This window comes from Mesonia phycicola (assembly GCF_900141885.1).
Classification (GTDB): Bacteria; Bacteroidota; Bacteroidia; order Flavobacteriales; family Flavobacteriaceae; genus Mesonia; species Mesonia phycicola.
Genome location: NZ_FQYY01000009.1, coordinates 77,504 through 93,820 on the forward strand (window position 1 = coordinate 77,504; position 16,317 = coordinate 93,820).

The 16,317-nt window shown below is 32.0% G+C and carries 12 protein-coding genes; 10 read left to right on the plus strand and 2 right to left on the minus strand.

The genetic code is table 11. The annotated features are described in order from the left end of the window. Positions 1-28: 28 nt before the first annotated feature. Together BUC03_RS13270 and BUC03_RS13275 are read right to left on the minus strand one after the other, a co-directional pair. On the minus strand, positions 29-2,452 hold the full coding sequence (locus tag BUC03_RS13270; protein WP_073153033.1) for a TonB-dependent receptor: 2,424 nt from the start codon (positions 2,450-2,452) through the stop codon (positions 29-31). Between the two features lie 188 nt (positions 2,453-2,640). After that, positions 2,641-3,897, minus strand: coding sequence for an ABC transporter permease (locus BUC03_RS13275; RefSeq protein WP_073153035.1), 1,257 nt, complete (start codon positions 3,895-3,897; stop codon positions 2,641-2,643). A gap of 148 nt (positions 3,898-4,045) precedes the next feature. Here BUC03_RS13275 and purH point away from each other — a divergent pair, with 148 nt between their 5' ends. The 10 genes from purH to BUC03_RS13325 all read left to right on the plus strand — a co-directional run bounded on the left by purH (position 4,046) and on the right by BUC03_RS13325 (position 16,317). Further along, complete coding sequence (purH, locus tag BUC03_RS13280; protein ID WP_073153038.1) at positions 4,046-5,578, plus strand: bifunctional phosphoribosylaminoimidazolecarboxamide formyltransferase/IMP cyclohydrolase; 1,533 nt, start codon at positions 4,046-4,048, stop codon at positions 5,576-5,578. Between the two features lie 45 nt (positions 5,579-5,623). Next, positions 5,624-6,652, plus strand: coding sequence for a rod shape-determining protein (locus BUC03_RS13285; protein WP_073153041.1), 1,029 nt, complete (start codon positions 5,624-5,626; stop codon positions 6,650-6,652). Between the two features lie 14 nt (positions 6,653-6,666). Then, positions 6,667-7,485, plus strand: coding sequence for a rod shape-determining protein MreC (gene mreC, locus BUC03_RS13290; protein WP_073153043.1), 819 nt, complete (start codon positions 6,667-6,669; stop codon positions 7,483-7,485). Beyond that, the gene (locus tag BUC03_RS13295) at positions 7,478-7,984 is read left to right on the plus strand and encodes a rod shape-determining protein MreD (protein ID WP_073153046.1); all 507 of its coding nucleotides are present in this window, start codon (positions 7,478-7,480) and stop codon (positions 7,982-7,984) included. Before mreC ends, BUC03_RS13295 begins: the two co-directional genes overlap by 8 nt. Continuing rightward, the gene (gene mrdA, locus BUC03_RS13300) at positions 7,981-9,843 is read left to right on the plus strand and encodes a penicillin-binding protein 2 (RefSeq protein WP_073153049.1); all 1,863 of its coding nucleotides are present in this window, start codon (positions 7,981-7,983) and stop codon (positions 9,841-9,843) included. Before BUC03_RS13295 ends, mrdA begins: the two co-directional genes overlap by 4 nt. Further along, a complete protein-coding gene (rodA, locus tag BUC03_RS13305) occupies positions 9,844-11,097 on the plus strand; it encodes a rod shape-determining protein RodA (protein WP_073153052.1) in 1,254 nt (417 codons plus the stop codon). Between the two features lie 72 nt (positions 11,098-11,169). After that, entirely contained in the window at positions 11,170-12,459 is a 1,290-nt protein-coding gene (locus BUC03_RS13310; RefSeq protein ID WP_073153055.1) for an NAD(P)/FAD-dependent oxidoreductase, read from the plus strand. Between the two features lie 3 nt (positions 12,460-12,462). Beyond that, complete coding sequence (locus BUC03_RS13315; protein WP_073153058.1) at positions 12,463-14,052, plus strand: 4Fe-4S binding protein; 1,590 nt, start codon at positions 12,463-12,465, stop codon at positions 14,050-14,052. A gap of 82 nt (positions 14,053-14,134) precedes the next feature. Continuing rightward, the gene (locus BUC03_RS13320) at positions 14,135-14,821 is read left to right on the plus strand and encodes a glycosyltransferase family 2 protein (protein ID WP_084112959.1); all 687 of its coding nucleotides are present in this window, start codon (positions 14,135-14,137) and stop codon (positions 14,819-14,821) included. 2 nt (positions 14,822-14,823) lie between these two features. Then, positions 14,824-16,317, plus strand: a complete 1,494-nt coding sequence (locus BUC03_RS13325; RefSeq protein ID WP_073153064.1) for a cellulose synthase family protein — start codon at positions 14,824-14,826, stop codon at positions 16,315-16,317.

Sequence of the window (16,317 nt, forward strand, 5' to 3'; positions counted from 1 at the left end):
TAAAAAGTTGCTCGTTATTTATGTTTAATTAAAAATTATACGAAATGTTGGCCAAAACAGATCTTGGTGTTTGTGGAGTTATAGTTGTCCACCCTTTGTAATATTCTTTATTAAATGCGTTATTAACTTTTAAGCCAATTCTGTATTTATTGGCAGTATAAAATATAGAGGCGTTAGCTATTGTGTAGCTTGGTAAAATAAAATCTCCTGTAGAAGCATAGTTAATAGCAAAACGTTCACTAGCCCCATTAAACCCTAAACCAACTCCAAAACCAGATAAGCTACCTTCTTGAAACTCATAATTTGCCCAGAAATTGTATAAGGTTTCTGGTCCTGCTTCTAGTGGTCTTTTATTTAAAATTTCAGTGTTGTCAGATTTTGTGGTTTCGCTATCATTATTGCTAAAGCCTGCTCTAATATTTAATCCTTTTATTGGGTTTGCATTAATTTCAACTTCAAAACCTTTACTGGTAACTTCTCCTCCTTGAATTTTATTAAAAATTGAAGACGGATCTGTGATTAATCTATCTGTTACTTTAATGTCATAATAACTAATTGTTGCATTTAGTCTATTATTGAATAGATTTGTTTTTACACCAAACTCTATTTGGTTAGCTTGTTCTGGATTATAAGTTTCTAATGTTTGTGGGCCAGCCTCTGGATCACCTACTAACTGAGGAGCCACATTAGTAAAACTATTTTGGTAATTACCAAATACAGATAATTTGTCTTTAATAGGTTGGTATACAACACCAAATTTAGGAGAAAGTGTAGTTTGGTCATAATCGTCACTAGAATCTGAAACATCTCCTTCAGTATCAAAATGATCTAGCCTTAATCCTACCATAGCAGATAAGTTATTTGTAATATCTAAAACATCTGATACATACATGCTGTAGATATTATATTTAGATTTAATGTTGCTTACTCCTTGAGAGGCAAGTGCAGCATCTAAAGCAGATGTTGATAATGGGTAAATATCTTCTTCTACATCTGCTGTAAATGGATTGTCTCCGTTAGAGGTTCCGTCTACTTGTACGTTACCGTAAAATGCGTAGCCTGTACTGTTATCTGTTTGTGTTTCATTAAAATAGTCTAAACCAATAACCATTCTGTTTCTTAAGTTAGCTATTTTAAAATCACCAATAAAATTTTGTTGTATATCTGTAGTTTGGGTATTTGCATTTTGTTTATTTATATATCTTGAAAACGTGTTGTTTCCTAATATTCCGTAGTCATATAAATAAGTGTAATACCCTTTGGTAGAGGTGTTGCTTCTAGAAACTAAGGTTTGTGATTTCCAAGAATCTGATAATTTGTAATCCATTTCTACTCTGTAATTTTGAGTAGGGTTTTCTAAAGTTATGTCATTGCTAGTAAATGATAACTTATTGTTGTAGCCTAATTCTTCTAAATTACTAGCGTCACTTGGTGCGTTTCTGTTTAAGAAAAGAAATACTGGATTTGTTTGCTCTGCTTGTGTAATTTCTCCGTAAAAAGAAAAAGATAGTCTATTGTTTACTTTGTAAGATAAAGATGGAGCTACAAAAAATGATTTGCTAAAACCTGCATCTTGAAAACTTTGTTGGTTGGTGTAAGCTGTATTAAGTCTAAAATATAGATTGTCTTCTTTGCTAAGTGCTGTGTTAAAATCTCCAACAATTTGATTGAAACCATAAGATCCTGTTGTGTAAGATAATTGCCCGCCAGTACCTATATATGGTTTTTTGGTTACTACATTAATTAGTCCGCCGTAAGAACTCACTGCGTTTCCAAATAAGGTGGCAGATGGCCCTTTTAAAACTTCAATACGCTCAATATTTGCAGGGTTTATGGTTCCGTTTGTTAAACCTGGTAACCCATTTACTAATTGTGGTTGTACAGAAAAACCTCTAAGAGAATAATAACCTGCACCATCGCCACCACGACCCGTAGATGTCCATAATTGCTCTACACCAGTTGCGTTTTTTAATGCATCATCAAAGTTTGTAACAATCTGAGATTCTAATATTTCATTTGTCACTGTACTATAAACCTGTGTGTTCTCAAGGTCTTTTAATGGTAGTTTAGATACGTAAGCAGTTTGTTTTCTAGAAAACTTATTACGTCTTTCTCCTTCAATTACTATTTCATTTAAAATCTCATTCCCTTCGTAAAGAACAAGGTTTTCTAGTTTTAAAGTTTCGTTACTAGTAATAGTTAATGGTAATTCTTTTGTTTTAAATCCTATGTAAGATATTTTTAAAATATAGTTTCCTTCTTCTATATTATTTATGCTGAAATAGCCATTGCTATCTGTTTGTGTACCATATGAGGTGTTGTTTATGGAGATGTTAGCTCCTAAAATAGGAGTTTCATTAGCATCTTTTATTGAACCGGTTAAATTTCCTGTTTGTGCTAAAGCGGCAAGTGCTAGCAGTTGAAATGTTAAAAGGGATAAAATTTTCTTCATGAGTTTTTATTTAGACCTAATATAAATAATGTTTTTTTGCAAACGTATTAAACCGTAAAGATGTACGCAAGTTATTTAAATTAAATCTAAATAAAAGTTAATTGATTTATTTGAGAGATGGAGCTGTTTTAATAGAAAATATTGATGAAATTTACTTGTAAAATTCAGATGTAGATTGCCTTAATTATTTACATTCCGGTTCTAATAGCTTCTACAGGGTCTAATTTTGATGCAGAAACAGCAGGGATAATTCCAGAAATTAATCCAATCATTCCAGATACGGTAATTCCAATCATCACATTGGTAAATGATAGTACAAACTCAAAATCTCCTGTAAAGTTAGATGCAATAATTGCTATAAGCCAAACTAAAAAGATACCTATTAAACCTCCAATAATAGATAGAATTATAGCTTCAAATAAAAATTGTAATAAAATAAATCTGTTTTTGGCTCCAAGTGATTTTTGAATTCCAATTAGGTTAGTTCTTTCTTTAACACTTACAAACATAATGTTAGCAATACCAAAACCTCCAACTAATAAAGAAAATCCGCTAATGATAAGTCCAAATAAATTCATTTGTCCTGTAATGTTATCTATAAAATCGGTAAATCCTTTTAGTTGATTAATAAAAAAATTACTTACTTGGTCAGGTTTTAGTCCTCTAAATAGTCTTAAGTTTTGTTCTGTTTGTGCAATATAGGCGGCGTCATCTACATCTGCTTCAGGTTTTAAGATAATTTGTGGGAAAGTACTTTTATTATTATCTCCATAAATTCTTCTAGTAATATTAACGGGTAAAAAAGCAGTGCCATCTTTAGAGGGGCCAAACATACTAGTACCTTCTTTCTCTAAAACCCCTATTACAGAAAATTTTCTTCCGTATAAACGTACTTGTTGACCTACGGCGCTATTGGGGTTTCCAAATAAATTTTCAGCTACTTCGTTTCCTAAAACTACTACGGGAGCTCCGCTATTAGATTCTGCTTCGTTAAAAAAACGCCCTTCTTCTAATTGTAGAGCTTCAATAAAATAATAATCGCTGGTCACAGCAGCTATCCCCACACTTTCTACTTGCTTGCCTCCATAGTTAATAGACTCTGAAGCTACATTTAGTTTATAAGTAGCAGCGGTGGTATTTGGTAATGTTTTTTTTAAGTGCTGAAATTCTTCATAAGAAACATCTGGAAATTGCTCTCTTTTCCACTGGGGGATGTCTGTTGGCGCAAAAGAAAAACGCATGATAATGATAGTATTTGTGTCTAAAGAACTTAAACTTCCTTTTATTTCTTTTTCTAGAGAGTCTACCGCAGCTAAAATTGCAATTATAGAAAAGATACCTATAGTTACTCCGAGTAAAGATAAAAATGTGCGTAGTTTGTTGTTAGTTAATGCGTTAACTGCAAACAAAAGACTTTCTTTTAATACTCTTAAGTAAATTAGCATAAGCTCAAAGGCATAAATTTAATACTGCAATATAAATGTAAGACGTTTAGTCTATTTGTTTGTTACATTTTTTCAATAAAAATGAGCTATTTATGGGTAAATTTTTATATGAAAATATTACTTTTGCAACTTTAAACAACACAGCAAAATGAGCAATATTAAAACTGCTAAATCAGCATTAATTTCAGTATTTCATAAAGACGGATTAGAGCCAATAGTTAAAAAGCTAAATTCATTAGGTGTAACACTTTATTCTACTGGTGGTACAGAAAAATTTATCAAAGATTTGGGGATTAACGTAGTTCCTGTAGAAGATGTAACTTCTTACCCTTCTATTTTAGGGGGTAGAGTAAAAACTCTTCATCCAAAAGTTTTTGGAGGTATCTTAAATCGTCAAGACCACGAGGGAGATGTGAAAGAAATGAATGAATATGAAATTCCGCAGTTAGATATCGTAATTGTAGATCTATATCCGTTTGAAAAAACAGTTGCTTCTGGAGCTGCAGAGCAAGATATTATAGAGAAAATAGATATAGGAGGTATTTCTTTAATTAGAGCGGCAGCTAAGAACTTTAAAGATGTACTTTGTGTTTCTTCTATGAATGATTATGAAGATTTTTTAAATGTAATATCTCAAGGTGAAGGTAAAACTACGCTAGAAGATAGAAAGCGTTTTGCTGCAAAAGCATTTAATGTGTCGTCTCATTATGATACTGCTATATTTAATTATTTTAATGCAGATAATGAAGAAGTTGTTTATAAAGCTAGTATAACAGAAGGTAAAAAGTTACGTTACGGAGAAAATCCGCATCAAGAAGGTTATTTCTTTGGTGATTTTGATGCTATTTTTAATCAGCTTCACGGTAAAGAACTTTCTTATAATAATTTGTTAGATGTAGATGCTGCAGTAAACTTGATGAATGAGTTTAAAGGAGAAGCGCCTACGTTTGCAATTTTAAAACATAATAATGCTTGCGGTTTAGCACAGCGTGATACAGTTAAACAGGCGTATTTAGATGCTTTGGCAGGAGATCCTGTTTCTGCTTTTGGAGGTGTTTTAATTAGCAATTCAGAAATAGATGAAGCAACTGCAGAAGAAATACATCAGTTGTTTTGTGAAGTAGTTATAGCGCCATCGTTTACAGAAACAGCATTATCTATTTTACAAGGAAAGAAAAACAGAATTATTTTAGTTCAAAAAGAAGTAGAGCAACCAGAAAAACTAGTAAGAACTTGCTTAAACGGAGTTTTAGTAGAAGATAAAGATGGGAAAACAGATGTAGCTGAAGATTTAAAAGAAGTTACAGATGCTAAACCTTCTGCTCAGCAAGTAGAAGATTTATTATTTGCTTCAAAAATATGTAAGCATACAAAATCTAATACCATTGTATTAGCAAAAAACAAACAACTTTGCGCAAGTGGTACAGGGCAAACTTCTAGAGTAGATGCTTTACGTCAAAGTATAGATAAAGCAAATTCATTTAATTTTGATTTAAATGGAGCAGTAATGGCAAGTGATGCATTTTTTCCTTTTCCAGATTGTGTAGAAATAGCAGATAAAGCAGGGATTGTATCTGTAATTCAGCCAGGAGGGTCAATTAAAGATCAATTAAGTGTAGATTATTGCAATAAAAATAATATTTCAATGGTTATGACAGGGACACGTCATTTTAAGCATTAATTTTCATACTTTTACAGACAACCCTTACAAGCTACAAAATAATTTATGGGATTTTTTGATTTTTTAACTGAAGAAATTGCAATTGATTTAGGGACAGCCAATACATTGGTTATTCATAACGATAAAGTAGTTGTAGATAGTCCTTCTATAGTTGCAAGAGACAGAGTTACTGGTAAAATTATTGCTGCAGGTAAAGAAGCAGCAATGATGCAAGGTAAAACCCATGAAAATATAAAAACAATTAGACCGCTTAAAGATGGGGTAATTGCAGATTTTGATGCTAGTGAGCAAATGCTTACTAGATTTATTAAAGAAATACCTGCTTTAAAACGTAAAATTTTTACCCCAGCTTTAAGAATGGTAATTTGTATTCCGTCAGGAATTACAGAAGTAGAAATGCGAGCAGTAAAAGAAAGTGCTGAGCGTGTAAATGGTAAAGAAGTTTATCTTATACATGAACCTATGGCAGCAGCAATAGGTATTGGTGTAGATATCATGCAGCCTAAAGGAAACATGATTGTAGACATAGGTGGAGGTACTACAGAAATTGCAGTAATTGCATTAGGTGGTATTGTGTGTGATAAATCTGTAAAAATTGCAGGAGATGTATTTACAAATGATATTGTATATTACATGAGAACCCAACACAACCTTTATGTTGGAGAACGAACTGCTGAAAAAATAAAAATTCAGATTGGTGCAGCTACAGAAGATCTTGAAGTTCCGCCAGAAGATATGAGCGTGCAAGGAAGAGATTTGTTAACAGGTAAACCTAAACAAGTAGAAATTTCTTACCGTGAAATAGCAAAAGCATTAGATAAGTCTATTTTGCGTATAGAAGATGCTGTAATGGAAACTCTTTCTCAAACCCCTCCAGAATTAGCTGCAGATATTTACAATACAGGAGTTTACTTAGCAGGTGGTGGTTCTATGCTTAGAGGTTTAGATAAACGTCTGTCTCAAAAAACAGAATTACCAGTTTATATTGCAGAAGACCCTTTAAGAGCGGTAGTTCGTGGAACTGGTATTACCTTAAAAAATATCTCTAAATTTAAAAGTGTACTTATTAAGTAGTAGAAAGTTAGTTTATGCAGCAAATTGTCAATTTTCTTATAAAATATAAGAATACCTTATTGTTTCTGCTATTACTTTTTGTTTCTCTAATTTTTACAATTCAATCTCATACTTATCATAAAAGTAAATTTATTACCTCTGCTAATTTTATTACAGGTGAAGTTTATAGCTTAAAAAATGATATAGATGAATACTTTCATCTGAAAAACTACAATCAACGTTTAGTAGAAGAAAATAAAATGCTACGAGCTAGATTGGAGTCTCTAAACGATAAAAAGTTAGATACTGTTTTTCAAGATACTTCTAGTTACGATAGTCCGTATAAATTTACTTTAGCTAAAGTGATAAGAAATCAATACTCCAATATAGATAATTATATCTTAATAAATAAAGGAGAAAGCGATAGTGTGTACAGTGATCTAGGTGTAGTTACAAGTAGAGGTATTGTGGGTATTGTAGAAGAGAGTAGTAGTGGATTTTCTAGAGTAATCTCTATTTTAAATAGTAATTCTGCTATTAGTGTTCAATTAAAAAACACGAATCACTTTGGTAGTTTGGTGTGGAACGGTAACAATCCAAATATAGTTCAGTTAGAAGAAGTACCAAGATTAGCACCAATTAAAAAAGGAGATACTATAACTACAGATGGTAGATCTTTTATTTTTCCTAAAGGGATACCTGTAGGGATTGTAAACGATTTTGAATTAGATCAAAACCAAAGCTACTATAAAATTAATGTGAGATTATTTAATGATATGACCAACATAGGCTATGTGTATGTGATAAATAATCAGAATTTAGAAGAAATTAAATCTTTAGTGCCAAATGAATAAGGTAATAAGTCCAGATATCATTCGGTTTGTTTTACTTGTATTGCTACAAGTACTTCTACTAAGTAATATAGATTTTTTAGGGTTTATCAATCCATACTTATATGTCTACTTTATTTTATTGCTACCATTTACGCTAAGCCAATGGAGGGTATTGTTGTATTCTTTTTTAATAGGTCTGGCTATAGATTTTTTTCAAGATAGTGGAGGGGTAAATGCAGCTGCTTGTCTTGTAGCGGCATATTTTAGGCCAAATATTTTAAAGTTTGCATTTGGGGTAAGTTATGAGTTTCAAACAATTAAATTTTATCAAACTCCCATCACTCAAAGGCTAACTTATATTTCTTTATTAATATTTATACATCATTTTGTTCTTTTCTCATTAGCATACTTTAACTTTACATATATCGTTGAAATACTTAAAGACACTCTTTTCTCTAGTATTTTTACAATAATATTGGTATTAATCTTGATGGTGCTTTTTAGAAAAAATAGAAAATGAGAAGAATACTTCCTTTCATATTAATAGTTTTAACAGGCTTTGTATTTCTAGGTCGTCTGTTTTATCTTCAAATTGTAGATGATTCTTTAGCTATATTATCTCAAAAAAATGCAATTAAAATTGAATATGATTATCCGCAAAGAGGATACATTTTTGATAGAAACGGAAAACTTTTAGTTTCTAACCAACCTTCTTATGATGTGATGGCAATACCAAGAGAGGTAGAGCCATTTGATACTTTAGAGCTTTCTACATTATTAAATATTAGCATAGAACAATTAGGTAAACAACTAGATAAGGCTAAAATTTATTCACCAAGATTACCTTCTGTTATTGTACCTCAGTTAACAAAAGAAGAATACGCCTATTTTCAAGAAAAACTAAGAAAATATGAAGGTTTCTATATTCAAAAAAGGTCTTCAAGAGACTACCAAATAGATTATGGAGCAAATGTTTTAGGTTATATTTCTGAAGCAAATGATGCAGAAATAAAAAAGAATATATATTACCAAGCAGGAGATTTAATAGGAAGACAAGGCGTAGAAAAACAATATGAAGATTTACTAAGGGGTACCAAAGGGGTAAAATATATTCAAAAAGATCATTTTAATAGAGAAATAGGCTCTTACAAAGACGGTATTTATGATACTTTACCTGTAAAAGGTAAAGACGTCACTCTTACTTTAGACGCAGAATTACAAGCTTATGGAGAGAAATTAATGAAGCATAAATGGGGCGGAATTGTAGCTATAGAACCTAAAACAGGTGAGATTTTAAGCTTAGTAAGCGCTCCTGGTTATGATCCTGATTTACTAGTGGGAAGAAAACGAAGTAAAAATTTTAATAAACTTTGGTACGATACAATAGCAAGACCACTTTACGATAGAAGTTTACAGGCAATGTACCCGCCAGGTTCACCATTTAAAACCATGACAGCTTTAATTGCATTGCAAGAGAATGTAATAAGCACTACCGAAGGGATTGAGTGTCATCACGGTTTTTCTTATGGGCGTTCTTCTAGAATGAAATGTCACGGACATGCATCTCCTTTAAGCATGGAACCTGCAATAGCGCATTCTTGTAATGCTTATTTTGGTAAAGTTTACCGCAGAATTATAGAGAAATATGAAACGCCACAAGCAGGAATGAATGCTTGGCACGATCATTTAACTAGTTTTGGCTTAGGTAATTTTTTAGGTAACGATCTTCCTGTTGGGCAGCCTGGTAGAATACCTGATGCAGAATATTACAATAAGTGGTATCCAGATGATCGTTGGCAAGCTAGTTATACATTATCTAATGGAATTGGACAAGGAGAAATTGCAACTACGCCGATACAGTTAGCAAACATGACAGCTGCCATTGCCAACAGAGGTTGGTATTACACTCCGCATATTCTAAAAAAAATAGACGAAGACCCGTTAAAAAATCCAAAATATACCACTAAAAATATAACCACAATTGATGCTGAAAATTTTGAACCTATTATTGCAGGGATGCATGATGTATATAAATATGGTACAGCAAAATATATTAATATTCCAGGAATAGAAATTTGTGGAAAAACGGGTACTGCAGAAAACTATACTAAAATAGATGGGGAAAGAACGCAACTAACAGATCATTCTATTTTTATTGCTTTTGCACCTAAAGACGATCCTAAAATTGCGATTGCTGTTTTTGTAGAAAATGGCGGATTTGGTTCTGGTTATGGTGGTAAAATAGCAAGTTTAATGATTGAAAAATACTTAAAAGGTAAGATAACTAGAACAGATTTAGAAAATTGGGTACTATCGCATAGTTTAGAAGATGAATATGCAAAACCTTATAGCGGAAAACCTTTTAAAATTAATCAGTAAATGAATAAAAGTATAGGGTTTGATTGGCTAACAATTTTATTATTTCTATTATTAGTATTTTTTGGCTGGGTTAATATATATTCGGCTTCATTAAATGAAGCTTCTCAAGGTTTTTTAGATTTATCACAAGCCTATGGTAGACAAGCCATGTTTATAGGCTTAAGTTTAGTGCTTATAATATTTATACTTTCTATAGAAGCTAAATTTTACGAGCGTTTTGCTAGTGTAATTTATTTAGTCTCTTTGCTGTCTCTAATAGGTCTTTTTGTGTTTGGTAAAACTATTTCTGGGGCAACATCATGGTATGCATTTGGGAGTTTTAGTTTGCAACCCTCAGAGTTTGCAAAGGCGGCTACAGCATTAGCTTTAGCAAAATACTTGAGTGATATTCAAACAAACATGAAGTCTTTTAAACATCAATTAGGGGCTTTTTTAATTATATTTCTTCCTGCATTAATAATTGTACCACAGCCAGATCCTGGGAGTGCATTGGTTTATGCGGCTTTCTTTTTTCCGTTGTATAGAGAAGGTTTGTCTGGTGGTTACTTGTTAGTGGGTTTATCTTTAGTAGTGTTATTTGTGTGTACCCTACTTTTTAGTGCAGTTTGGGTAACTATTGGAGTTATTGTTTTGGCTCTAATTATTCTATTATTCAATAGAAAAAAGAAGAAAAAACATTATAGTAGATATCTTATTGTTTCTACGATAGCCATTTTATTTTCATTCTCAGTGAATTATATTTTTCATAATATGTTTGAACAGCGTCATCGAGATCGTTTCAATATTGTATTAGGGAAAGAAGTAGATAGTAAAGGTATTGGCTATAATACTAATCAAAGTGAAATAGCTATTGGTAGTGGTGGCTGGACAGGTAAGGGCTGGACACAAGGTACCCAAACCAAAGGTAATTTTGTGCCAGAACAACATACAGATTATATTTTTAGTACTGTTGGAGAAGAATGGGGTTTTGCAGGGAGTGCTGCAGTGATTTTACTTTTTGTAGCTCTATTAATAAGACTTACTTTTTTAGCAGAAAGACAAAAATCTCAATTTAGCCGAGTGTACGGTTATAGTATTGTAGGTATATTTTTTATACATTTTTTAGTAAATATAGGGATGGTGATTGGTATTTTTCCAACAGTAGGTATTCCTCTTCCTTTTTTTAGTTATGGTGGCTCTGGTCTTTGGGGCTTCACTATTTTACTATTCATCTTTGTTAAGCTAGATTCTAATAGAAAAGCAGCGTATTATTAAACAGGTTTAAACCTTTTCTTTATATTAAGGTCTTAATACAAGTTCTTCTTATTTAATTTAAGGAAAAGCGCTATGAATCATGTTGTAATAATAGGTAACGGAATTTCAGGGATTACTGCTGCAAGGCATATCAGAAAAAATTCAAATAAAAAAATTACTGTAATCTCTGCCGAAACAGATTATTTCTTTTCGCGTACTGCATTAATGTATGTCTATATGGGGCATATGAAGTTTGAGCATACACAGCCTTATGAAAATTGGTTTTGGGAGAAGAATAACATAGCTCTTAAAAACGCTTTTATTGAAGAAATAGATTTTCAAAACAAAAAGCTTACTTCTTCTCAAGGAGAAACTATAATGTACGACCAGCTTATTTTAGCAACTGGTTCTATCACTAATCTTAGAGGTTGGAAAGGGCAACATTTTGAAGGCGTTCAGGGATTGGTTAGCAAACAAGATCTAGAATTGCTAGAAAAAAACTCTAAAAACACACAACATGCAGTAATTGTTGGAGGCGGATTAATAGGTGTAGAAATGGCTGAAATGTTACATTCTAGAAAAATAGAGGTAACTATATTAGTTAGAGAATCTGTTTTTTGGGGAAGCGTTTTACCTAAAGAAGAAGGGAAGTTAATTAGCAATCATATAGAAAGTCACGGAGTAAAAATTTTATACCATACAGAATTAGACGAAATTATTGCAGACGATAATAATCGTGTTAAAGCAATAAAAACGAAACAAGGTAATATTATAGATTGCCAATTAGTGGGAATTACTACAGGTGTAAAGCCTAGTATTTCATTTTTAGAAAACACTGAGTTAGATACAGAAATGGGAATATTGGTTAATCCATTTCTAGAAACTAATATGCCAGATGTATATGCTATAGGAGATTGTGCTCAGCAAAGGCAATCTATTAATAATAGAAAGCCGATAGAGGCAGTTTGGTATACTGGCAGAATGATGGGAGAGGCAGTAGCACAAACTATATGTGGTAACCCAACCAAATACAACCCGGGTAATTGGTTTAATTCAGCTAAATTTTTTGATATAGAATACCAGACTTATGGTTGGGTTTTTTCTAAACCAGATGAAGAATATTCAGATTTTTATTGGCAAGACCCTAAAAAAGAAAGAGCTCTTCATTTTCAATACCATTCTAAAACACAGAAATTTAGAGGTGTTAATTCTTTTGGTATTCGTTTACGTCATGAGGTAGCAGATGCTTGGTTAAATAATAATTTGACAATTCAGCAAGTTATTTTGCAATTACCAGAGGCAAATTTCGACAAAGAATTTTCAAGAAAGTTTAGTAAACAAGTTCAACAAGCTTTTCAAGAAGCACAATCCCCACAATTGTAAGTTATGAGTAGAGTTCAGTATAATATGTCTTTAGCGGGGCAACCGCCACAGGCGCTAAGTATGTGGCAAAAGTTTTTTGTATTTATAGGTTTAGTAGGTTTGTCTATTCTTTTACTAGCTACTTTTAATGTTAATTTTCCTAATAAAGGTTTATGGCTTTTCTTATCGTTAGGGGGGATTAGTGTAGGTACAATTGGTTTTTCTTGGGCTCTGTATGGAGATAAACAAGCAGGAATAAAAAATGATGGAGTTTGGTTTAAATCTATAAGCTCAAAAGGAATATTAGGTTGGGTTTTAGGTGTTTTTCTGACTCTTTTTTATGTGGTACTTTATTTTTATCCGCAGTATATAGGTTTAAATAGCGAAGGTGAAAATACAGGCTTAGTAGCTTTGTTTGATCCATTAAGCAAAATGTTAAGTGGTAATCCTGCTAGCCAATGGTTTATGTATGGTACGCTTTACACCATCTCAATATTAATTTTCGGAATTAAATTTATCTGGAAATATCGCCATAGTCGATATGAAATAATAAGAACTTCTTCTGTTATGTTTTTTCAAACAGCATTTGCATTTATTATTCCTGAGTTTATGGCTCGCTTAAATGGAGATAGCTTACAATTGCCTTATTACGATTTAAAAAATGTATGGCCTCTTAATTACTATAATTTTGAACAATACAGAATAGATGGTTTTTTAAACTCTGGTACTATAGGGTTTGTTTTATTAATCTTCGGAATCATTTCTATCTTTATTATTACACCAATTCTTACTTATAAATATGGTAAGCGTTGGTATTGCTCTTGGGTTTGTGGTTGTGGCGGATTAGCAGAAACTGCTGGAGATCCTTTTCGTCAATTAAGTGATAAAAGCCAAATGGCTTGGAAGGTAGAGCGTTGGGTTGTGCATAGCGTAGTGGTATTTGTAACATTAATGACAACAGCAGTAATTTATTCTTACCTAGATTATGATGCATCTAAATATTGGTTAAGTAAAGATGTATTTTTAGGTCTAGTAGCTTTATTGCTAACCTTAGTGTTTGGTTGGGCAATGCTTTACAGAAGAGAAGAGTTGCAAAAAGATGCCCAATATGGGGCAATAGGTTATTTTGTAATTATATTAGGTTTAGTAGGTATTCATTATATGTTTGGTAGTCAGTTATTTATTTTTCAAGCAGAAACACTTAGAACCACCTATGGATTTTTAATAGGTTCTGTTTTTAGCGGTGTGATTGGAGTAGGTTTTTATCCAATTTTTGGAAGTCGTGCTTGGTGTCGTTTTGGTTGTCCTATGGCGGCAATTTTAGGATTTCAACAACGTTTGTTTTCAAAATTTAGAATTTCTACCAACGGCGGACAATGTATTTCTTGTGGTAATTGTTCTACTTATTGTGAAATGGGTATAGATGTAAGAGCTTATGCGCAAAAAGGACAGAATATAGTGCGTTCTTCTTGTGTAGGTTGTGGTATTTGTGCAGAAGTTTGCCCACGTGGAGTTTTAAAATTAGAAAATGATACCCCTAAAGGAAGAATTAACCCGAAAGATGTATTATTAGGTAACGATGTAGATTTAATGAACTACGTAAATAATAAGTAGTAGAATTATAAAGTTTTTGTAAGTACTGTTTTAATTTTCGACATAATTACCTCAAAAATTTTTACCCCTTAGAATAATTAGATTGAATATTAAAGTTATTATCCCCGCTTATAACGAAGAAGATTCTATTTCTTTAGTTATTAAAGATATACCCAATGTGGTAAATGAAGTAATTGTTGTAAGCAATAACTCTACAGATGCTACAGAAATTAATGCAAAAAAAGCTGGGGCTACGGTACTTAAAGAAAATAGAAAAGGTTATGGTTATGCCTGTTTAAAGGGGATGAGCTATGTTGCTGCTCAAGCTCAAAAACCAGATATAATTGTTTTTTTAGATGGAGATTATAGTGATTACCCAGAGCAACTTCTAGATATTGTACAGCCTATTTTAGAAAACAAGAAAGATTTTGTAATTGGGGCTAGGGTAAAAGCACTTCGAGAAGAAGGCTCTATGACGTTTCCGCAAATATTCGGAAATTGGTTAGCTACATTTTTAATGAAATTATTTTTTGGTGCTAAATTTACAGATTTAGGTCCGTTTAGAGCTATTAAGTATGATAAGTTATTAGCTTTGAAAATGGAAGATAAAACCTACGGTTGGACGGTAGAAATGCAATTAAAAGCCATAAAACAAAAGCTATTGTATACAGAAGTACCTGTAAAATATAGAAATAGAATAGGAGTTTCTAAAGTTTCTGGTACGGTAAAAGGGGCAGTTATGGCGGGAGTAAAAATTTTGAGTTGGATTTTTAAATATAGTTTTAAATAAATATGGCTCTTACGGTTTTAGCTCTTTATACATTCGCATTATTTTTCGTTTTTCTGTATTCTATTGCACAATTACAATTGGTATTTAATTACTTTAAGTCTAAAAAAGTAAAAGATACTTCAGAAAAATTCAATTTTAAAAATTCAGAAGAAATACCTGTAGTTACCATCCAGCTTCCTTTGTATAATGAGAAGTATGTGGTAGAGCGTTTATTAAAAAATATTGTACAGTTAGATTACCCAAAAAACAAGTTAGAAATACAAGTTTTAGACGATTCTACCGATGATTCTGTTTTGCAAACTCATCAATTGGTTGAAAACTATAAAACAGAAGGAATAGATATTCAGCATATTTTAAGAACTAACCGAAAAGGTTTTAAAGCAGGAGCTCTTAAAGAAGGTTTAAAAATAGCAAAAGGGGAGTTTATAGCTATATTTGATGCAGATTTTTTACCACAAAAAGAATGGTTATTACAAACCATACCTTATTTTAAAGATAAAAAAATAGGAGTGGTGCAAACCCGTTGGGGGCATTTAAACAGAGATTATTCTATTATTACTAAAGTTCAAGCCTTTGCTCTAGATTTTCATTTTGTTTTAGAGCAAGTAGGGAGAAATTTTGGTAAGCATTTTATCAATTTTAATGGTACTGCAGGGGTTTGGAGAAAAGATTGTATTATAGACGCAGGTAACTGGCAAGGAGATACGCTAACAGAAGATTTAGATTTAAGTTACCGTGCACAGTTAAAAGGATGGAATTTTAAGTATTTACAACACGTAGAAACACCTGCAGAGTTGCCTATGGTTATGAGTGCTGCGCGTTCACAACAATTTAGATGGAATAAAGGTGCTGCAGAAAACTTTCAGAAAAATTTTAAGCTCTTATTTCAGAGTAAAAATATATCTTGGAGTACTAAGTTTCATGGTTTTTTTCATTTGCTTAATAGCTCTATGTTTCTAATGGTTTTGATAATAGCGGTATTGAGTGTGCCAGTTTTATATATTAAAGAAGCTTACCCAGAATATGGTGTTTATTTTTATGTATTAGCAGCATTGGGAGTAAGTACACTTATCTTCTTTGTGGCTTATTTAATTACTTTTTTGCAAATTCACGGCAAAGAAAAAATGAGTTTTATAAAGTTTTTGGTTTTGTTTTTCTCTTTTTACTCTATTGCTCTAGGGCTTTCTGTACACAATACTTTAGCTATTCTAGAAGGTCATTTAGGTAAAAAATCATCTTTTGTAAGAACCCCAAAATTCAATGTGATTCATTTAAACGATAGTTGGAAAAATAATCAATATTTAAAAAGCACTTATAGCTTTACGCAGATTGTAGAATTAGGCATGCTTTTTTACTTTGCTTTTGCTATTTATAGTGCTTTTCAGGTAGATGATTTTGGTTTAATTATTTTTCATTTAATGTTGTTTTTTGGCTTTGGTTTTGTGGTTTGGGAGTCGTTTTTGTCTAATTTTCACTTTCTGAAAAAAAGAAAATAA